This is a genomic window from Streptomyces sp. NPDC091377, assembly GCF_044757045.1.
Classification (GTDB): domain Bacteria; phylum Actinomycetota; class Actinomycetes; order Streptomycetales; family Streptomycetaceae; genus Streptomyces.
In genome coordinates, this window is the sequence record NZ_JBIVUE010000020.1 from 115,568 (window position 1) to 134,879 (window position 19,312).

A 19,312-nucleotide genomic window follows, 5' to 3' on the forward strand; every position below is an offset into this window, starting at 1 on the left:
AGCAGGGCAGCTGGGCAGGCAGTCGGCCAGGCAGACGGCTAGGCGGTCGGCCGGGTGCCCTCCCGCCAGCCGTTGGTGATCGGGAGCCGCCGGTCCTTCCCGAACCCCTTCGGGGAGATCTTCGTGCCCGGCGGATACTGCCGCCGCTTGTACTCGGCGGTGTCCACCATCCGCAGCGTCCTGGCCACCAGGTCCGCGTCGAACCCGGCCCGCACGATCGTGTCCGCGCCCTCGTCCCGGTCCACGTACCGCGAGAGGATCGCGTCCAGCACCGGGTAGTCCGGCAGAGAGTCGGTGTCCACTTGCCCCGGCCGCAGCTCCGCGCTCGGCGGCTTGCTGATGGAGTTCTCCGGGATCGGCGGGGTCTGCCCGCGCTCCGCCGCCGCCCGGTTGCGCCACTCGGCGAGCTGGAACACCGACGTCTTGTACAGGTCCTTGATCGGCCCGTACGCGCCCACCGAGTCGCCGTACAGCGTGGAGTACCCCACGGCCAGCTCGGACTTGTTGCCCGGCGCGAGCACGATGTGCCCCTCCTGGTTGGAGATCGCCATCAGCAGCGTGCCGCGCAGCCGGGACTGGAGGTTCTCCTCCGCCAGCCCCGTCAGCTCCAGCGCCTCCATGTACGCGTCGAACATCGGCTCGATCGAGACGGTACGGAAGTTCAGGCCGGTGCGCCGCGCCAGCTCCGCCGCGTCGTCCTTGGAGTGCTCGGAGGAGTACTTCGACGGCATCGCCACGCCGTACACGTGCTCCGCGCCCAGCGCGTCACAGGCGAGCGCCGCGACGAGCGCCGAGTCGATGCCCCCGGACAGCCCGATCAGCACGGAGCTGAAGCCGTTCTTGGCGACATACGCCCGCAGCCCCACCACCAGCGCTGAGTAGATCTCCTCGGCGTCCTCCAGCCGCTCGGCGTATCCGCCCGTGTGCTGCGGCTCGTACGGCGCCAGCGGCTCCTCGGACAGCACGACCCGCTCGATCCGCAGCCCGTCGTCCACCACGCCCTCGGGCGCGTCGGGGCGCGCGGCGGGCAGTTCCAGATCCAGCAGCATGCACGCCTCGGAGAACTGCGGCGCCCGCGCGATCACCTCGCCGTCCGCGCCGACCACGATGGAGTCGCCGTCGTAGACCAGCTCGTCCTGACCGCCCATCATGGCGACGTACGCGGTGGTGCAGCCGGCCTCCTGGGCCCGCTTGCGGACCAGTTCGAGCCGGGTGTCGTCCTTGTCCACCTCGTAGGGCGAGGCGTTGACCGACAGCAGCAGACCGGCCCCGGCCGAGCGCGCCGCCGGGACCCGGCCGCCGTCCTGCCACAGGTCCTCGCAGATCGCGAGGGCGACATCGACGCCGTGCACCCGCAGTACCGGCATGGTGTCGCCGGGCACGAAGTAGCGGAACTCGTCGAAGACGCCGTAGTTCGGCAGATGGTGCTTGGCGAAGCCGAGCACGACCGCGCCGCCGTACAGCACCGCCGCCGCGTCCTGAGGGGCGCCGGCCGGCTGGCCGTACCTCGGCTGGGCGCTTTCGCTGCGGTCGAGGTAGCCGACGACCACCGGGACCTCGCCGAGGCCCTCCTCGGCGAGGCGGGCGGCCAGCCCGCGCAGCGCGGCACGGGAGGCCGCCACGAAGGAGGAGCGCAGCGCCAGGTCCTCCACGGGATACCCGGTCAGCACCATCTCCGGGAAGGCCACGAGATGGGCCCCCCGGTCGGCCGCGTGCCGGGTCCACTCCAGGATCCGGTCACAGTTCCCGGCGAGGTCGCCGACACGGGCGTCGATCTGGTTCATGGCGAGACGTAGTTGAGGCACGGCCCCAGTGTAATCGTCAAACCGACGCGATGGGGTGGTGCGGGGTGTGTGCCGCCCCACGCCCGGGCCGTTTCCTCACCTAGGACGCCCGGGCCGTTTCCTCGCCCAGGACGCCGGGCCGTTTCCTCGCCTAGGACGACGGGCCGTTTCCACGCCTAGGGCGTGGCGTCCGCCCCGCGTTCCTTCAGCAGGTCGGCCATCAGGTCGATCTCCGACTGCTGCCCCCGCATCATGCCCTGGGCCAGCCGCTTCTCCGCGCCCACCGTGCAGCGCTCGACACAGCCCGCGGCCATGTGGATGCCGCCGTTGTGGTGCTTGGTCATCAGCTGGAGGTAGAAGATCTCGGCCTGCTTCCCGTTCAGCTCGCCGAGTTTCTCCATCTCCTTGTCGGTGGCCATGCCGGGCATCAGCGCGCCCTCGCCCGCGGTCGGCATGTCGCCCATGTCCATCCAGGTCATCGGCGGCTTCGCGGACACCTTCGGGAGCCCCCACAGGTCCAGCCAGCCCAGCATCATGCCGCGCTGGTTGGCCTGGGTCTGCGCGATGTCGTAGGCGAGCCGGCGCACCTCTTCGTCGTCGGTGCGGTCCCGCACGATGTACGACATCTCCACCGCCTGCTGGTGGTGGACCGACATGTCCCGGGCGAAGCCCGCGTCCGCCGAGTCGGCGGTGGGCGGCTCCACTCCCGAGCCGTCGTCGCCGGCGCCCGCGTAGGTGATCGCCCCGGCGGCCACCAGCACCGCCGCGACGGTGCCCCCGATCCATCCGGCCCGCGACCTCACTGGGCCAGCCCGTTCGTGCACGCGGCACCCGGCTCCGGGGTCTGCTCGCCCTGGACGAACTTCTCCAGGAAGGCGCCGAGCTTCGGGTCGTCCGCGCCGGTCACCGTCCGCTGGTGGCCCCAGGCCGACAGCATGACCGGGGACGCCTGGTCCTCGACCGGGCTCATCAGCGTGTACGGCGTGGCCTTCACCTTCGCGGCCAGCGCGGCCACGTCGTCCTTCGCCGCCTTGCTGGTGTACGTCACCCAGACCGCGCCGTGCTCCAGCGAGTGCACCGCGTTGACGGCGGGGATCTCCTTCTCGTAGACGTCCCCGTTGCAGTTCATCCACGCCTGGTGGTGGTCGCCGCCGACCGGCGGGGTCATCGGGTAGTCCACGTCCCCGTTCACATGGTTGCGGCCCAGCTCGCCCTCCCACTTGCCCACGCCGTCGGCGCCGGTGGTGAAGGTGCCGCCGCCCTTGCCGTCGCTCGCCGTGTCGGAGCCGTCGGACTGGGACCGCACCAGCACCACCCCGCCCACGACCAGGGCGGCGACGACCACCACACTGGCGGCGACGGTGAGGATCCGGTTGCGCCGCTCACGGGAGCGTTCGGCGGCGCGCATCTCCTCTATGCGCGCCTTGCGCGCCACGCTGTCTCTCTTCTTGGCGGAACCCATGGGGGCTGCCCTTCTGGAATATGGGGGGATGGAGTGAAATGGAGCGAGAGGACAAAGCCGAGGTCGACGGTCGGGTCAGCTGATCGTAGTGGGATACGACGGTCTTCTCGTAGACCGGCAGCGTGAATGGCCCGATCGGCCGACGGGCCGCCCCGGACGGCGGGCCGTTCCGGAGACGGATACGAGCGGGCAAGATGGGCCGCAACGCGCACGAAACGGTGTTGTGGTGGGATGCTCAGGAACCCGACCGCCTTTCACGGCTCCCGGGGGCAACGGGCCTGACCAGCAAGGATGGGGAAGCGGAAGATGGACAAGCAGCAGGAGTTCGTGCTCCGTACGTTGGAGGAGCGCGACATCCGGTTCGTGCGCCTCTGGTTCACCGACGTCCTGGGCTTCCTCAAGTCCGTGGCCGTGGCCCCCGCCGAACTCGAACAGGCGTTCGATGAAGGGATCGGTTTCGACGGTTCCGCGATCGAGGGCTTCGCCCGGGTCTACGAGTCCGACATGATCGCCAAGCCCGACCCCGCCACCTTCCAGGTGCTGCCCTGGCGCGCGGAGACCCCCGGCACCGCCCGGATGTTCTGCGACATCCTCATGCCGGACGGCTCCCCGTCCTTCGCGGACCCGCGCTATGTCCTCAAGCGCGCCCTCGCCCGCGCCTCCGACCTCGGGTTCACCTTCTACACCCACCCGGAGATCGAGTTCTTCCTGCTGAAGAACAAGCCGGTCGACGGCTCGGTGCCGACCCCCGCCGACAACTCCGGGTACTTCGACCACACCCCGACCAACGTCGGCATGGACTTCCGCCGCCAGGCGATCACCATGCTGGAGTCGATGGGCATCTCCGTCGAGTTCTCCCACCACGAGGGCGCCCCCGGCCAGCAGGAGATCGATCTGCGCTACGCCGACGCGCTCTCCACCGCCGACAACGTGATGACCTTCCGGCTGGTGATGAAGCAGGTCGCGCTGGAGCAGAACCTCCAGGCCACCTTCATGCCGAAGCCGTTCTCCGAGCACCCCGGCTCCGGGATGCACACCCACCTCTCGCTCTTCGAGGGCGACCGCAACGCGTTCTACGAGTCCGGCGCCGAGTACCAGCTCTCCAAGGTCGGCCGGTCCTTCATCGCCGGGCTGCTGCGGCACGCCGGTGAGATCTCCGCCGTCACCAACCAGTGGGTGAACTCCTACAAGCGGATCTGGGGCGGCTCCGAGCGCACCGCGGGCGCCGGCGGCGAGGCCCCCTCGTACATCTGCTGGGGGCACAACAACCGCTCCGCGCTGGTCCGCGTCCCCATGTACAAGCCCGGCAAGACCGGCTCCGCCCGCGTCGAGGTGCGCTCACTGGACACCGGGGCGAATCCTTACCTCTCCTACGCCGTGCTGCTCGCCGCGGGCCTCAAGGGCATCGAGGAGGGGTACGAGCTGCCGCCGGGCGCGGAGGACGACGTGTGGGCGCTGTCCGACGCCGAGCGCCGCGCGATGGGGATCGAGCCGTTGCCGCAGAACCTCGGCGAGGCGCTGTCGCTGATGGAGCGCAGCGATCTCGTCGCCGAGACGCTGGGGGAGCACGTCTTCGACTTCTTCCTCCGCAACAAGCGCGCGGAATGGCACGAGTACCGGTCCGAGGTCACGGCGTTCGAACTGCGCAAGAACCTGCCGGTGCTGTAGCCCCGCGAAGTCGCGGGGCTACAGCACCGCGAAGTCGCGGGGCGGGATCGGTTCCGGTGCCCTGGGGGAGGGGCGGGGGGTCCGTCGGCGGCCTGCCCCGGGCGGGGCCTGTCGCACGGTACCCCGCGCCCCTCACACCGCCTACCGGGTTTCCGCCTGGTGGTCAGGAGCCGGTGGAGGGGCTCCTCGGCACGGCGCCGGTACTGCTGGACGGTCCAGCCGTTTCCGTCCGGGTCCCTGACGTACATGAACGTGGCGCCGTCGTCCTCGGTGTACTCGACCGGCTCGGACCCGTCGAGCCCCCGGGCGACCAGCTCCTCCCGCGCCGCGCGGAGGTCGGCCACCCCGGTCGATGTCGCCCACGGGCAGGGGGATCACTTCGAGCGTGCACTCCACAGCCGGTCCTCCGAGTCGTGGGTGCGCGTGGGTCAGACGAACCGCCAGCGGGTCTGGCTGAACGGCTCACCCTTACCGAAGCCGAAGACCGTGCGCGGCGCCACCGAGAAGACATGAGCCGTCCCCGGCGCGTGCTGGAAGGCGCCGTCGGCGACCTCGAAATGCCAGAAGCCGCCGTACTTCGTCTCCCACGCGGCGGCCAGCTCACGCAGCCGGGCCTCGTCCGTCACCCGGACCGCCTCACCCTCGTAGACCAGGTCGTGGCCCTCTTCCATCAGGTTGTTCCCGGTCGTCAGCACCACGTGCGGGTTCTGTGCGAGGTTGCGGGCCTTGCGCTCCCCGGGGCCCGTGCAGAAGTGCAGGGCGCCCCCGGACCAGACGGCGGGCAGCGGGGTGACATGGGGCCGTCCGTCCGGACGGACCGTCGAGATCCAGAACAGCTCGGCCTCGGCGAGCCGCCGCTCCGCCTCGGCCCAGGGCACGGCGGTCGCCTTCGGGTCGCTGAAGCCGGGGTCCAGCCGGGTCTCGGGTCGCAGCTCGGTCATCGGATGCCTCCAGATGCGGATCTTGTCCTCTTTCCCCGCTCAGACTCCCCGCGGCCGGGAAACTCATCGGAGCCCGCGGTCAAGGCTGCGGATAGGCTCGTACCGGATCGATCGGGACGGGAGGGAGAGCGTGATGACGCCGGGGCGCAGGAGCAGTACCTTCACACGGCTGCTGCGGCACGGATTCACCGACCCGTCCGCCGCCGAGCGGCTCCTCGACTCGCCCGAGCCGGCGCCGCTCAGGGACGACCCGGTCCTGCTGGAGGCACTGGGTGCCACGGCCGACCCGGATCTCGCGCTGCACGGTCTGGTCCGGCTCCTGGAGGCGCAGCCGCAGGACCTGGACCGGCAGGAGCTGCTGGACACCCTCACCGCCGCCAAGCCGCTGCGCGACCGGCTGCTCGGGGTGCTGGGCGCCTCCGCCGCCCTCGCCGACCACCTCGCCCGGCACCCGCACGACTGGCGGGTGCTGATGACGTACGAGCCGCGCGATCTGCACCCCGGCGTCGAGGAGTTCGAGCGCGGCCTCGCCGAGGCCACCGACCCGGTGTCGCTGCGGGTCGCCTACCGGCGCTGCCTGCTGTCCATCGCCGCCCGCGACGTGTGCGGCACCACCGATGTGGCGCAGACCGCCGCCGAACTCGCCGACCTGGCCACCGCCACCCTGCGCGCCGCCCTCGCGCTGGCCCGCGCCGCCGCGCCCGAGGACGCCGCCCTGGCCCGGCTCGCGGTCGTCGCCATGGGCAAGTGCGGCGGCCACGAGCTGAACTACGTCTCCGACGTCGACGTCATCTTCGTCGCCGAGAGCGCCGACGGCGCCGAGGGGGCCGACGAGGTCAAGGCGCTCCAGGCCGCCACCCGGCTCGCCTCGCACCTGATGCGGATCTGCTCCGAGACCACCGTCGAGGGCTCCATCTGGCCGGTGGACGCCAACCTCCGCCCCGAGGGCCGCAACGGCCCGCTGGTGCGCACCCTCAGCAGCCATGTCGTCTACTACCAGCGCTGGGCCAAGACCTGGGAGTTCCAGGCCCTGCTCAAGGCCCGCCCGGTCGCCGGCGACCTCGGCCTCGGACAGGAGTACGTCGCCGCGCTGGAACCCCTGGTGTGGCAGGCCGCCGAGCGTGAGAACTTCGTCGCCGACGTGCAGAAGATGCGCCGCCGGGTGGTCGAGAACATCCCCGCCTCCGAGGTCGACCGCGAGCTGAAACTCGGCCCCGGCGGACTGCGGGACGTCGAGTTCGCGGTCCAGCTCCTCCAGCTCGTGCACGGCCGCTCCGACACCGGCCTGCGCAGCGGCACCACCCTCGACGCCCTGCGCGCGCTCGCCGCCGGCGGCTACGTCGGGCGCGCGGACGCCGTCCAGTTGGAGGAGTCGTACCGTTTCCTGCGCTCCATGGAGCACCGCATCCAGCTTCACCGGCTGCGCCGCACCCACCTCGTGCCCTCCGAGCCGGCCGACCAGCGCCGCCTCGGGCGCTCGCTGGGGCTGCGCACCGACCCGGTCACCGACCTGAACCGCGCGTGGCGACGGCATGCCGCCGTCGTACGCCGCCTCCACGAGAAGCTCTTCTACCGCCCGCTGCTCGACGCCGTCGCCCAACTCGCCCCCGGCGAGGCCCGGCTCAGCCCCGAGGCGGCCCGCGAACGCCTGGTCGCCCTCGGCTACGCCGACCCGGCCGCCGCCCTGCGCCATCTGGAGGCGCTGGCCTCCGGCGTCACCCGCAAGTCCGCCATCCAGCGCACCCTGCTGCCGGTGCTGCTCGGCTGGTTCGCGGACTCCGCCGACCCGGACGCCGGACTGCTCAACTTCCGCAAGGTCTCCGACGCGCTCGGCAAGACGCCCTGGTACCTGCGGCTGCTGCGCGACGAGGGCGCGGCGGCCGAGAACCTCGCCCGCGTCCTGTCCGCCGGGCGGCTCGCCCCCGACCTGCTGATGCGCGCCCCCGAGGCGGTCGCCCTGCTCGGCGACGGCGACGGCGCCCGCAGCGGACTCGCGACCCGGCCCCGCGCCCAGCTCGAACAGGAGATCCTCGCCGCCGTCGGCCGCGCCGACAACGCGGTGCACGCCGTCGCGGCGGCCCGCGGGGTGCGGCGCCGCGAACTGTTCCGTACGACCGCCGCCGACATCGTCTCCTCCTACGGCACCGAGACCCACGCCGTCGAGGCCGACCAGGGCGCCCTGGTGGACCGGGTCGGCGCCGCCGTCTCCGACCTCACCGCCGCCACCCTCGCCGGCACCCTGCGGGCCGTCGTCCGTGAACACTGGGGCGAGGAACTGCCCACCCGGTTCGCCGTCATCGGCATGGGCCGCTTCGGCGGCCACGAACTGGGCTACGGCTCGGACGCCGACGTCGTCTTCGTGCACGAGCCCCGCGAGGGCGTCCGCGAGGAGGAGGCCGCCAAGGCCGCGGGCAAGGTCGTCTCCGAGATGCGCCGGCTGCTCCAGATCCCCAGCTCGGACCCGCCCCTGCTGATCGACGCCGACCTGCGCCCCGAGGGCAAGTCCGGCCCCCTGGTCCGCACCCTGAAGTCCTACGAGGCGTACTACCGCCGCTGGTCGCTCGGCTGGGAGTCGCAGGCCCTGCTACGGGCCGAACCGGTCGCCGGGGACCCGGAACTGGGCCGCCGCTTCATCGCCCTGATCGACCCCCTGCGCTATCCGCCGGCGGGCCTGGCCGACGAGGCACTGCGGGAGGTGCGGCGGCTCAAGGCCCGGATGGAGTCGGAGCGGATGCCGCGCGGCGCCGACCCCAAGCTCCACACCAAGCTGGGGCCGGGCGGGCTGTCCGACGTGGAGTGGACGGTTCAGCTGTTCCAACTGCGCCACGGCGCCGAGGTGCCCGCCCTGCGCACCACCCGCACCCGCGCGGCCCTCGCCGCCGCCCGGGACGCCGGCCTCATCAGCCCCGAGGACGTGGCGACCCTGGACGAGGCGTGGGTCCTTGCCACCCGGGTCCGCAACGCGGTGATGCTGGTCCGCGGCCGGGCCGGCGACACCTTCCCGTCGGACCCGAGGGAACTCGCCGCGGTGGGCCGCTACCTGGGCCACGGCCCCGGTCACGCGGGCGACATGCTGGACGAGTACCGCCGTACCGCCCGCAGGGCGAGAGCGGTGATGGAAGTCCTCTTCTACGGAACGGAACTGTAGGAACGCCGCGAGCTTCCTCGGCAACGGGTCCTACGAGCAGCCGCTCAGGCATGTGGGGCGGGCAGCCGCTCAGGCGCGTGGGGCGGGCAGCCGCTCGGGCTCGGCCCTGCGGGGCATCGGCTTCGTGCGCTGCACGGGCACCACCAGCCGGGGCAGCGCATGGGGCAACGCCCCGTACCAGAGCCGGGCCACACCGTAACCGAAGGCGAGGCACACCATGCCTCCGACGGCGTCCAGCCAGAAGTGATTGGCCGTCGCCACGATCACCACCAGCGTCAGCACGGGGTAGAGGATCCCGAGCACCCGCGCCCACGGCACCGTCGCCAGCGCGAAGATGGTCAGCCCGCACCACAGCGACCAGCCGATGTGCATGGACGGCATCGCCGCGTACTGGTTGGACATGTTCTTCAGATCGCCGGACGCCATCGACCCCCAGGTCTGATGGACCACCACGGTGTCGATGAAGTTCTGGCCGTTCATCAGCCGGGGCGGCGCGAGCGGATACAGGTAGTACCCCAGCAGCGCGACACCGGTGGTGGAGAACAGCACTGTCCGGGTGGCGGCGTACCGGCCGGGATGGCTGCGGTAGAGCCACACCAGCACACCCAGCGTCACCACGAAATGCAGCGTGGCGTAGTAGTAGTTCATTCCGACGATGAGCCAAGTCACGGAGTTGACCGCGTGATTCACGGACTGCTCGAAGGCGAGCCCCAGCTGCTGCTCGACCTTCCAGATCCAGTCCGCGTTGCTCAGCGCCTGTTCCTTCTGCTCCGGCACGGCGTTGCGGATCAGCGAGTACGTCCAGTAACTCACCGCGATCAGCAGGATCTCGAACCAGAACCGGGGCCGCCGGGGAGTCCGCATCCGGCTCAGCGGCCCCCGCCGCCGCGCCGGGTCCGCAACGGCCTGCGGAAGGGCCTCTTCGCGGCCTTCCCTCGTCGTCACGGTCGTCTCACCCATAGGCATAGAGTCTGCCAGAAAAGACATCCTGGTCCGATCATCCCCTGGTCGGGTTCGGCCCGCACGTCCTACGCCCGAAGGACGACATTCCCCCTGATCACAGCGTGGGGGTTCGCCCGGGGACGGCCCTGGCGCGCTCCCCGGGAGCCGATGCCGTCGATCCCCGCACCACCAGTTCCGGCATGAACACGAACTCACTGTGCGGCGCGGGCGTCCCGCCGATCTCCTCCAGCAGGGTGCGCACCGCGGCCTGGCCCATCGCGGGCACCGGCTTGCGGACCGTGGTGAGCGGCGGATCGGTGAACGCGATCAGCGGCGAGTCGTCGAAACCGACCACCGAGACATCCCTCGGCACGGCCAGCCCGCGCTGCCGCGCCGCCCGTATGGCACCCAGCGCCATCATGTCGCTCGCGCACACCACCGCCGTGCAGTCCCGCTCGATCAGGGCCCCGGCCGCCGCCTGTCCGCCCTCCAGCGTGTACAGCGAGTGCTGGATCAGCTCGGTCTCCACGGTCCCCGCCGCCAGCCCCAACTGGTCGCGCATCGCCTGCACGAACCCCTCCGTCTTGCGCTGCACCGGCACGAACCGCTTCGGCCCGAGCGCCAGCCCGATCCGGGTGTGGCCCAGCGACACCAGATGGGTCACCGCCAGGGTCATCGCCGCCCGGTCGTCGGGGGAGATGAACGGCGCCTGCACCTTCGGCGAGAAGCCGTCCACCAGCACGAAGGGCACGCCCTGCCCGCGCAACTGCTCGTAGCGCTGCATGTCGGCGGTGGTGTCGGCGTGCAGCCCCGAGACATAGATGATGCCGGCCACCCCGCGGTCCACCAGCATCTCGGTCAGCTCGTCCTCCGTGGAGCCGCCGGGGGTCTGGGTGGCGAGCACCGGGGTGTAGCCCTGCCGGGTCAGCGCCTGCCCGATCACCTGCGCGAGGGCCGGGAAGATGGGGTTCTCCAACTCCGGGGTGATCAGCCCCACCAGTCCCGCGCTGCGCTGCCGCAGCCGTACCGGACGCTCGTAGCCGAGCACGTCCAGCGCGGCGAGCACGGACTGGCGGGTGGTGGCGGCGACGCCGGGCTTCCCGTTGAGGACGCGGCTGACGGTCGCTTCGCTCACTCCCGCCTGCGCGGCGATGTCGGCAAGCCGTGTGGTCACGGGACCGGACTGTACCCGCCGCCCGTCGCCCTGCCCACCGACCGGACGCCTGGCGCGGGCGGTTGCGCGCCCCGAGGCGGGTTGCTGCGTCATGGCGTCCCCTTGGGATCGTGATCGACAGGTCGGGACCGGCGGACCGGTGTCGCCGGGTCGTCGTCGGCAGGTCGTGACCGACAGGTCGGTTGTCGACCTCGTGATCGACAGTTCGTGACCGTGCGCCCGATCGATCGCTGCGTGAAACGTCCGGCAAACCCTTGCAGAGTCTTGCACAACACCGTACGCCCTGGCCCCGCGCCGGTGGGGCGGGGTCGTGATCCCGTCCATGAAGGCACAGGGCGGGGTGACTTCCTCCAGGTCTTGCACTTTTTTTCTGCAAGGTCTTTCGCAACGCTTACATCGCTGTTACGTTCACGACGCCCGGCGGCGGCAGCAACGACGCAGTCGGCAAGTCGACAGGAGCGGTGGACGGGACCGCCTCCTGGAGCTACTCGGGCTTTCACCCTCAAGGAGAACTCATGCGGCGTGGCATAGCGGCCACCGCGCTGGCGGCGTCCCTCGCCCTCGCGGCGACGGCCTGCGGCGGAAGCGACAGCGGCGACTCGGCCGACGGCCCGGTCACCATCACCTGGTGGGACACCTCCAACGCCACCAACGAGGCGCCGACGTACCAGGACCTGGTCAAGGAGTTCGAGGCCGCCCACAAGGACATCAAGGTCAAGTACGTCAACGTCCCCTTCGACCAGGCGCAGAACAAGTTCGACACCGCCGCCGGTTCCAAGGGCGCCCCCGACGTGCTGCGCTCCGAGGTCGGCTGGACCCCCGCCTTCGCCAAGAAGGGCTTCTTCCTGCCGCTCGACGGCACCGAGGCCCTCGCCGACCAGGACGCCTTCCAGCCCAGCCTGATCGAGCAGGCCACCTACGAGGGCAAGGTCTACGGCGCCCCCTTCACCACCGACACCCTGGCCCTCGTCTACAACAAGGACCTCTTCGAGAAGGCCGGGGTCGAGGCCCCCAAGACCTGGGACGACCTGAAGACGGCCGCCGCCACCATCAAGGACAAGACCGGCGTCGACGGCTACTGGGGCTCCACCCAGTCCTACTACGCCCAGTCCTTCCTCTACGGCGAGGGCGCCGACACGGTCGACGCCGACGCCAAGAAGATCACCGTCACCTCGCCCGAGGCCAAGAAGGGCTACGAGACCTGGCAGGGCCTCTTCGACGGCAAGGGTCTGCACAAGGCCGACACCACCGCCGACGCCTACGCCCACATCCAGGACGCGTTCGTCAACGGCAAGGTCGCCTCGATCGTCCAGGGCCCGTGGGAGATCACCAACTTCTACAAGGGCAGCGCCTTCAAGGACAAGAACAACCTCGGCATCGCCACCGTCCCGGCCGGCTCCAGCGGCAAGGCGGGCGCCCCCACCGGCGGCCACAACCTCTCCGTGTACGCCGGCTCCAGCGCCGATCGCCAGGAGGCGGCCCTGAAGTTCGTCAACTTCATGACCTCGGTGAAGGCCCAGGAGACCATCGCGCTGAAGAACTCCACGCTGCCCACCCGCGACGACGCCTACACCGACAAGGTCAAGGCCGACCCGGGCATCGCCGGCTACCAGGGCGTCCTCACCGCCGCCCAGCCGCGCCCGGCCCTGCCCGAGTACAGCTCGCTGTGGGGCCCGCTGGACGACGAACTGCTCGCCGTCGCCGGTGGCAAGAAGTCCCTGGACGAGGGGCTGGACAGCGCCGAGACCGCGATCGCCAAGCTGGTGCCGGACTTCGACAAGTGACCCCGCCCGGCCGCCGGACCCCCCCTCCCGCGAACGCGGGAGAGGACTCCGCCCCCCACCGACCGACCACGACGGCCTCGCGGCCCCGGTTTTCGCGACCACGGGCCTGCGTGGCACGGGCCTGCGTGCCACGGCCTCGCGGTCACGGGCCTGCGGCCACCGGTGCGGGTGCCACGGCCCGCGTGCCTGGGGCCCGGCCCCGGTGGGCGTGCCTGGCCTGGCGGCCACGGGTCCGCGTGCCATGGCCGCGCGGTCACCGGCCCGCTTGCCACGGCTCTGTGGCCACGGGTTCGCGTCCACGGCCGCGTGCTACGGCCCACGGCCACCGGTTCGCGTACCACGGGCCTCGCGCCCGGCGCCCGGCCCCGGTCACGGGCCTGCGGTCATCGGTGCGGGTGCCACGGTCCATGTGCCTGGGCCCGGTACCGGTTCGTGTGCCACGGCCTCGCGGTCACGGACTCGTGTGCCACGGCCCGCGTGCCTGGGCCCAATACCGGTTCGTGTGCCACGGCCCACGGCCATCGGTGCGCGTGCCACGGCCCGCGGCCCCGGGGCCCGGCACCGGTTCGAGGGCCACGGCCCACGGCCACCGGCCCTCGCGCCCGGCACCGGTCACGGGCCCGCCGTCACCGGTGCGGGTGCCACGGCCCGTGTGCCTGGGCCCGGTACCGGTTCGTGTGCCACGGTCCACGGCCATCGGTGCGCGTGCCACGGCCTCGCGGTCACGGGTCCGCATGCCACGCCCCGCACGCCTGGGGCCCGGCACGGGTTTGCGGCCCACGGCCACCGGCCCACGGCCACCGGGTCGCGGCCCACGGCCACCGGCCCACGCGCCCGCCCGGCGCCGGCCCCGGCGCCCCGCATCGGCCCGGCCGCCACAGCCCAGCGGGCACCGGGCCGTCCGCCCCGGAGCCGTGGGCATCGGGCCGTCCGCCGCGGAGCCGCGGGCGCCGGCCCGTCCGCCACGGACCCCCGGCAAGGTCCTCTCCCCTTGAACTTCCAGAAGGTGTCGAACCATGACAGTCGCCATCGACCGAGCGACCGGCAAGCGGCTCGGTGACCGTGCGCCCCGGCCAGGACTGGGCGGGCGCCTGAAGCGCAGCTACCAGAAGTACTGGTACGCCTACGCGATGATCGCCCCGGTGATCGTCGTGCTGGGCGTCCTCGTGCTGTACCCGCTCGCCTACGGCTTCTACCTCACGCTCACCGACGCCAACAGCCTCAACACCGCCCGCACCATCGGTGTCAACGAGATCGAGGCGACGTACAAGTTCATCGGGTTCGACAACTACGCCGACATCCTCTGGGGCGAGACCGCCTACGACCGGTTCTGGTCGCACTTCATCTGGACCATCGTGTGGACGGCGGCCTGTGTCTTCCTCCACTACACGATCGGCCTCGGCCTCGCCCTGCTGCTCAACCAGAAGCTGCGCGGACGCACCCTCTACCGGCTGCTGCTGGTCCTGCCCTGGGCGGTGCCCACCTTCGTCACCGTCTTCGGCTGGCGGTTCATGCTCGCCGACGCCGGGATCATCAACATGGGCCTGGACAGCCTCGGGCTGCCCACCCCGGCCTGGCTGGAGGACACCTTCTGGCAGCGGTTCGCCGCCATCATGGTCAACACCTGGTGCGGCGTGCCGTTCATGATGGTCTCCCTGCTCGGCGGGCTCCAGTCCATCGACCACACGCTGTACGAGGCCGCCGAGATGGACGGCGCGACCGCCTGGCAGCGGTTCTGGTACGTCACCCTGCCGGGCCTGCGCTCGGTCAGCTCCACCGTCGTGCTGCTCGGGGTGATCTGGACGTTCAACCAGTTCGCGGTGATCTTCCTGCTCTTCGGCAACACCGCCCCGGACGCGCAGATCCTCGTCACCTGGGCCTACCAGCTCGGCTTCGGGCAGCAGCCGCGCGACTTCGCGCAGTCCGCCGCCTACGGCATCCTGCTGCTGGCCATCCTGATCGTCTTCACCTCCGTGTACCGCCGCTGGCTCAACCGCAACGAGCAGCAGTTCGCGATCTGAGGCAGGAGCCCCCATGAGCACCACCACCGTCAAGAAGTCCGCCGCCGCGGACACCACCGCTCCCGCCCCGGCGCCCCGCGCCTCGCGCCGCCGCGGTGAGTCCGGCCCCCTCGGGACCCTCGCCTCGCACGGCATCCTCACCCTGGCCAGCCTTGTCGCGCTGTTCCCGGTCGCCTGGCTGGTCTTCCTCTCCCTCGGCCCGGACAAGGACGACTACCTCCACCCCGGCCGCATCTGGTCCAAGATGGCCCTCGCCAACTACAGCCATGTGCTGACCGAGACCAACTTCTTCGACTGGCTGAAGAGTTCGCTGATCGTCTCCCTCGGCACCACCGTCATCGGGGTGCTGATCGCCGCCACCACCGGTTACGCCGTCTCCCGGATGCGCTTCCCCGGCTACAAGAAGTTCATGTGGGTCCTGCTGGTCACCCAGATGTTCCCGGTCGCCGTGCTGATGGTCCCGATGTACCAGCTCCTCAGCGACTTCCAGCTCATCGACACCTACCTCGGGCTGATCCTGGTCTACTGCTCGACCGCGGTGCCCTACTGCGCCTGGCTGATGAAGGGCTACTTCGACACCATCCCCTTCGAGATCGACGAGGCCGGACGCGTCGACGGGCTCTCGCCCTTCGGCACCTTCCTGCGGCTGATCCTGCCGCTGGCCCGCCCCGGTCTGGCCGTCGCCGCGTTCTACAGCTTCATCACCGCCTTCGGCGAGGTCGCCTTCGCCACCACGTTCCTGCTGGACGACGAGAAGTACACCTTCGCCGTCGGACTCCAGAGCTTCGTCAGCGAGCACGACGCCCAGCGCAATCTGATGGCCGCCACCGCCGTACTGATCGCGATACCGGTGTCCGCGTTCTTCTACCTCGTGCAGAAGAACCTGGTGACCGGCCTCACCTCCGGCGGCACCAAGGGCTGACCCGCGCGGGCACCGGCCACGACCCGCACCCGACGGACGGCGTACCGGAGGTGCGGGAACCGCGCGAACCACCTCCACCCCCACCCCTCCACCCACGGCCCCCCGTACGACCCCACTCGCAGCAAGGACGCCATGAGCCAGCAGCACTCCTCAGCGCCGCACCCCTCGGCGCCGCACTCCACCACCGCCACCGTCGCCCGGCGCCGGGACTGGTGGCGGGACGCGGTGATCTACCAGGTCTACCCGCGCAGCTTCGCCGACAGCAACGGCGACGGCATGGGGGACCTGGAGGGCGCCCGGTCGAGACTGCCGTATCTGCGCGACCTCGGCGTGGACGCGGTGTGGCTCAGCCCCTTCTACGCCTCGCCGCAGGCCGACGCCGGCTACGACGTCGCCGACTACCGGGCCGTGGACCCGATGTTCGGCTCCCTGCTCGACGCGGACGCGCTGATCCGCGACGCCCACGCCCACGGTCTGCGGATCATCGTGGACCTGGTGCCCAACCATTCCTCCGACCGGTACGACTGGTTCAGGCGCGCCCTCGCCGACGGGCCGGGCTCGCCGCTGCGCGACCGCTACCACTTCCGCCCCGGCAAGGGCGCGGACGGTGAACTGCCGCCCAACGACTGGGAGTCCATCTTCGGCGGCCCCGCCTGGACCCGGGTCACCGAACCCGACGGCACCCCCGGCGACTGGTACCTGCACCTCTTCGCCCCCGAGCAGCCCGACTTCAACTGGGACCACCCGGCCGTCGGCGACGAGTTCCGCTCCATCCTGCGCTTCTGGCTGGACATGGGCGTCGACGGCTTCCGGATCGACGTCGCCCACGGACTGGTGAAGGCACCGGGCCTGCCCGACCTCGGCTCCCATGAACACCTGCGGCTGCTGGGCAACGACGTCATGCCGTTCTTCGACCAGGACGGCGTCCACGCCATCTACCGCCAGTGGCGCACCATCCTGGACGAGTACACGGGCGACCGCATCTTCGTCGCCGAGGCGTGGACCCCGACCGTCGAGCGCACCGCGAACTACGTCCGCCCCGACGAACTGCACCAGGCGTTCAACTTCCAGTACCTGAGCACCGACTGGGACGCCGAGGAACTGCGGGCCGTCATCGACCGCACCCTGGAGGCGATGCGCCCCGTCGGCGCCCCCGCCACCTGGGTGCTCTCCAACCACGACGTCACCCGGCACGCCACCCGGTTCGGCAACCCGCCGGGACTCGGCACCCAGATCCGTACCCCGGGCGACCGCGAACTGGGGCTGCGCCGGGCGCGCGCGGCCACCCTGCTGATGCTGGCCCTGCCCGGCTCGGCCTACATCTACCAGGGCGAGGAACTGGGCCTGCCCGACGTCGTGGACCTGCCCGACGAGGTCCGCCAGGACCCCGCCTACTTCCGCGGCGAGGGCCAGGACGGCTTCCGCGACGGCTGCCGGGTGCCCGTCCCCTGGACCCGTACGGGACCGGCGTACGGCTTCGGCGGCGGCGGGAGCTGGCTGCCGCAGCCGGAGGGCTGGGGCGAGCTGAGCGTCGAGGCGCAGACCGGGGTGCCCGGCTCCACCCTGGAGCTGTACCGCTCCGCCCTCGCCCTGCGCCGGGACCAGCCCGACCTGGGCGCGGGCGACGCCGTGGAGTGGCTGCGGGCCCCCGAGGGCGTCCTGGCCTTCCGGCGCGGCGCGTTCGTGTGCGTCGCGAACACCACGGGGGAGTCGGTGACCGTGCCCGGGTACGGGCGGCTGCTGCTCGCCAGCGGGGAGTGCGACGGGACGGACGGCGAGACCAAGGTGCCGGGCGACACCACCGTGTGGTTCGGCCCGGCCCGGTAACCCCTCCGCGCGACAACTTCCGTCGGCCCGCTGCCCTTCTGGGCGGCGGGCCTCTACCATCTGGCCACCGCAAGACTTTTTGCGGACTTGCAGCAAGCGCATGCAGCGCGGCACCCCGCCCCTTCAACGGTGAAGGAACCCCCACATGGCCAGCAGAATCGTTTCAGGCGCGCTCACCCTCGCGCTCGCGGCGACCGGAGCCCTTCTCGCCCCCGGTTCCGCGAGCGCCTCCCCGCCCGGCACCAAGGACGTCACCGCCGTCCTCTTCGAGTGGAACTTCGCCTCGGTCGCCCGTGAGTGCACCGACCGGCTCGGCCCCGCCGGGTACGGCTACGTCCAGGTCTCCCCGCCCGCCGAGCACATCCAGGGCGCCCAGTGGTGGACCTCGTACCAGCCCGTCAGCTACCGGATCGCCGGGCGGCTGGGCGACCGGACCGCCTTCCGGAACATGGTCGGCACCTGCCACGCGGCCGGGGTGAAGGTCGTCGTGGACGCCGTCGTCAACCACATGTCGGCGGGCGGCGGCACCGGCACCGGCGGCTCCTCGTACTCCAAGTACACCTATCCGGGCCTGTACTCCTCCGCCGACTTCGACGACTGCACCGGCCAGATCACCGACTACCGGGACCGCTGGAACGTTCAGCACTGCGAACTGGTCGGCCTGGCCGACCTGGACACCGGCGAGGAGTACGTCCGCGGCGCCCTCGCCCGCTATCTGAACGACCTGCTCTCCCTCGGCGTGGACGGCTTCCGCATCGACGCCGCCAAGCACATACCGGCCGCCGACCTCGCGGACATCAAGTCCCGGCTCAGCAACCCCTCCGTCTACTGGAAGCAGGAGGTCATCCAGGGCAACGGCGAGGCCGTCCAGCCCGGCGAGTACACCGGCAACGGGGACGTCCAGGAGTTCCGTTACGCCTACGACCTCAAGCGGGTCTTCACCCAGGAGAACCTCGCCTACCTGAAGAACTACGGCGAGGGCTGGGGATATCTGCCCAGCGGGGTCTCCGGGGTCTTCGTGGACAACCACGACACCGAGCGCAACGGCTCCACCCTCAGCTACAAGGACAACGCGAACTACACCCTGGCCCAGGTCTTCATGCTGGCCTGGCCCTACGGCGCCCCGGACATCAACTCCGGCTACGAGTTCACCGACCACGACGCCGGTCCGCCCGCCGGCGGCCGGGTCGACGCCTGCTGGCAGAACGGCTGGAAGTGCCAGCACGCCTGGCCGGAGATCCAGCGCATGGTGGCCTTCCGCAACGCCACCCGCGGCCAGGCCGTCACCGACTGGTGGGACAACGGCGCCGACGCCATCGCCTTCGGCCGCGGCACCAAGGGATTCGTCGCCGTCAACCACGAATCCGGCTCCCTGACCCGCACCTACCAGACCTCCCTGCCGGCCGGGACCTACTGCAACGTCCAGAACAACACCACCGTGAACGTCAACGGCTCCGGGCACCTCACGGCGACCCTGGCCGCCGACACCGCCCTCGCCGTGCACGCGGGGAAGACGACCTGCTGAACCGGCCCGCGCGCCGCGCACCCCGACCTCCCGGGTGCGCGGCACCCGCGTGGCTCGCCATGACCCGACTGAAAGTTTTTTCCTCCCCTTGCAGAAGTCTTGCTGCAACCCTTT

13 protein-coding genes and 1 pseudogene are annotated in these 19,312 nt (G+C 71.2%); 7 read left to right on the forward strand and 7 right to left on the reverse strand.

Features of this window, described 5'->3' with window-relative positions; all coding sequences use genetic code 11:
• Positions 1 to 38: 38 nt before the first annotated feature.
• The 3 genes from ACIQNG_RS32620 to ACIQNG_RS32630 form a co-directional block, all read right to left on the reverse strand.
• The gene (locus ACIQNG_RS32620) at positions 39 to 1,805 is read right to left on the reverse strand and encodes an NAD+ synthase (protein ID WP_401490023.1); all 1,767 of its coding nucleotides are present in this window, start codon (positions 1,803 to 1,805) and stop codon (positions 39 to 41) included.
• Positions 1,806 to 1,960: 155 nt separating this feature from the next.
• Complete coding sequence (locus ACIQNG_RS32625) at positions 1,961 to 2,545, reverse strand: DUF305 domain-containing protein (RefSeq protein ID WP_401490025.1); 585 nt, start codon at positions 2,543 to 2,545, stop codon at positions 1,961 to 1,963.
• Positions 2,546 to 2,583: 38 nt separating this feature from the next.
• On the reverse strand, positions 2,584 to 3,246 hold the full coding sequence (locus tag ACIQNG_RS32630; protein WP_401490027.1) for a DUF3105 domain-containing protein: 663 nt from the start codon (positions 3,244 to 3,246) through the stop codon (positions 2,584 to 2,586).
• A 306-nt stretch (positions 3,247 to 3,552) separates the two neighbouring features.
• Between ACIQNG_RS32630 and ACIQNG_RS32635 the strand changes: the two genes are divergently transcribed.
• Positions 3,553 to 4,914, forward strand: a complete 1,362-nt coding sequence (locus ACIQNG_RS32635; RefSeq protein WP_401426754.1) for a glutamine synthetase family protein — start codon at positions 3,553 to 3,555, stop codon at positions 4,912 to 4,914.
• Positions 4,915 to 5,075: 161 nt separating this feature from the next.
• Here ACIQNG_RS32635 and ACIQNG_RS32640 read toward each other — a convergent pair.
• Together ACIQNG_RS32640 and ACIQNG_RS32645 are read right to left on the reverse strand one after the other, a co-directional pair.
• A pseudogene (locus ACIQNG_RS32640) lies at positions 5,076 to 5,258 on the reverse strand (VOC family protein); the annotation flags it as partial.
• Between the two features lie 84 nt (positions 5,259 to 5,342).
• Positions 5,343 to 5,855: a pyridoxamine 5'-phosphate oxidase family protein gene (locus tag ACIQNG_RS32645; RefSeq protein ID WP_401426756.1), complete on the reverse strand. Its 513-nt coding sequence runs from the start codon at positions 5,853 to 5,855 to the stop codon at positions 5,343 to 5,345.
• Between the two features lie 133 nt (positions 5,856 to 5,988).
• On the opposite strand from ACIQNG_RS32645, the gene ACIQNG_RS32650 reads away from it, so the two are divergent.
• Positions 5,989 to 9,003, forward strand: a complete 3,015-nt coding sequence (locus ACIQNG_RS32650; protein ID WP_401490031.1) for a bifunctional [glutamine synthetase] adenylyltransferase/[glutamine synthetase]-adenylyl-L-tyrosine phosphorylase — start codon at positions 5,989 to 5,991, stop codon at positions 9,001 to 9,003.
• Positions 9,004 to 9,072: 69 nt separating this feature from the next.
• Here ACIQNG_RS32650 and ACIQNG_RS32655 read toward each other — a convergent pair whose 3' ends face one another.
• Positions 9,073 to 9,963, reverse strand: coding sequence for a phosphatase PAP2 family protein (locus ACIQNG_RS32655; protein WP_401490033.1), 891 nt, complete (start codon positions 9,961 to 9,963; stop codon positions 9,073 to 9,075).
• A 97-nt stretch (positions 9,964 to 10,060) separates the two neighbouring features.
• The gene (locus tag ACIQNG_RS32660) at positions 10,061 to 11,119 is read right to left on the reverse strand and encodes a LacI family DNA-binding transcriptional regulator (RefSeq protein ID WP_401490035.1); all 1,059 of its coding nucleotides are present in this window, start codon (positions 11,117 to 11,119) and stop codon (positions 10,061 to 10,063) included.
• Positions 11,120 to 11,634: 515 nt separating this feature from the next.
• Between ACIQNG_RS32660 and ACIQNG_RS32665 the strand changes: the two genes are divergently transcribed.
• The 5 genes from ACIQNG_RS32665 (at position 11,635) to ACIQNG_RS32685 (ending at position 19,198) form a co-directional block, all read left to right on the forward strand.
• On the forward strand, positions 11,635 to 12,903 hold the full coding sequence (locus ACIQNG_RS32665; protein WP_401426763.1) for an extracellular solute-binding protein: 1,269 nt from the start codon (positions 11,635 to 11,637) through the stop codon (positions 12,901 to 12,903).
• Positions 12,904 to 13,919: 1,016 nt separating this feature from the next.
• The gene (locus tag ACIQNG_RS32670) at positions 13,920 to 14,924 is read left to right on the forward strand and encodes a carbohydrate ABC transporter permease (protein ID WP_401426765.1); all 1,005 of its coding nucleotides are present in this window, start codon (positions 13,920 to 13,922) and stop codon (positions 14,922 to 14,924) included.
• Positions 14,925 to 14,937: 13 nt separating this feature from the next.
• Positions 14,938 to 15,846 (forward strand): sugar ABC transporter permease, encoded by a 909-nt coding sequence (locus tag ACIQNG_RS32675; RefSeq protein WP_401490038.1) that lies wholly within the window; start codon positions 14,938 to 14,940, stop codon positions 15,844 to 15,846.
• Positions 15,847 to 15,978: 132 nt separating this feature from the next.
• Positions 15,979 to 17,673: a glycoside hydrolase family 13 protein gene (locus ACIQNG_RS32680; protein WP_401426771.1), complete on the forward strand. Its 1,695-nt coding sequence runs from the start codon at positions 15,979 to 15,981 to the stop codon at positions 17,671 to 17,673.
• Between the two features lie 145 nt (positions 17,674 to 17,818).
• Complete coding sequence (locus tag ACIQNG_RS32685; protein ID WP_401490040.1) at positions 17,819 to 19,198, forward strand: alpha-amylase family protein; 1,380 nt, start codon at positions 17,819 to 17,821, stop codon at positions 19,196 to 19,198.
• The last annotated feature ends 114 nt before the right edge of the window (positions 19,199 to 19,312 follow it).

What these genes read in the sequence shown, in the direction of transcription:
- ACIQNG_RS32630 (WP_401490027.1), bottom strand. Translation starts at nt 3,246, where the DNA reads ATGGGTTCCGCCAAGAAGAGAGACAGCGTGGCGCGCAAGGCGCGCATA.
- ACIQNG_RS32635 (WP_401426754.1), top strand. Translation starts at nt 3,553, where the DNA reads ATGGACAAGCAGCAGGAGTTCGTGCTCCGTACGTTGGAGGAGCGCGAC.
- ACIQNG_RS32645 (WP_401426756.1), bottom strand. Translation starts at nt 5,855, where the DNA reads ATGACCGAGCTGCGACCCGAGACCCGGCTGGACCCCGGCTTCAGCGAC.
- ACIQNG_RS32650 (WP_401490031.1), top strand. Translation starts at nt 5,989, where the DNA reads ATGACGCCGGGGCGCAGGAGCAGTACCTTCACACGGCTGCTGCGGCAC.
- ACIQNG_RS32655 (WP_401490033.1), bottom strand. Translation starts at nt 9,963, where the DNA reads ATGGGTGAGACGACCGTGACGACGAGGGAAGGCCGCGAAGAGGCCCTT.
- ACIQNG_RS32665 (WP_401426763.1), top strand. Translation starts at nt 11,635, where the DNA reads ATGCGGCGTGGCATAGCGGCCACCGCGCTGGCGGCGTCCCTCGCCCTC.
- ACIQNG_RS32670 (WP_401426765.1), top strand. Translation starts at nt 13,920, where the DNA reads ATGACAGTCGCCATCGACCGAGCGACCGGCAAGCGGCTCGGTGACCGT.
- ACIQNG_RS32675 (WP_401490038.1), top strand. Translation starts at nt 14,938, where the DNA reads ATGAGCACCACCACCGTCAAGAAGTCCGCCGCCGCGGACACCACCGCT.
- ACIQNG_RS32680 (WP_401426771.1), top strand. Translation starts at nt 15,979, where the DNA reads ATGAGCCAGCAGCACTCCTCAGCGCCGCACCCCTCGGCGCCGCACTCC.
- ACIQNG_RS32685 (WP_401490040.1), top strand. Translation starts at nt 17,819, where the DNA reads ATGGCCAGCAGAATCGTTTCAGGCGCGCTCACCCTCGCGCTCGCGGCG.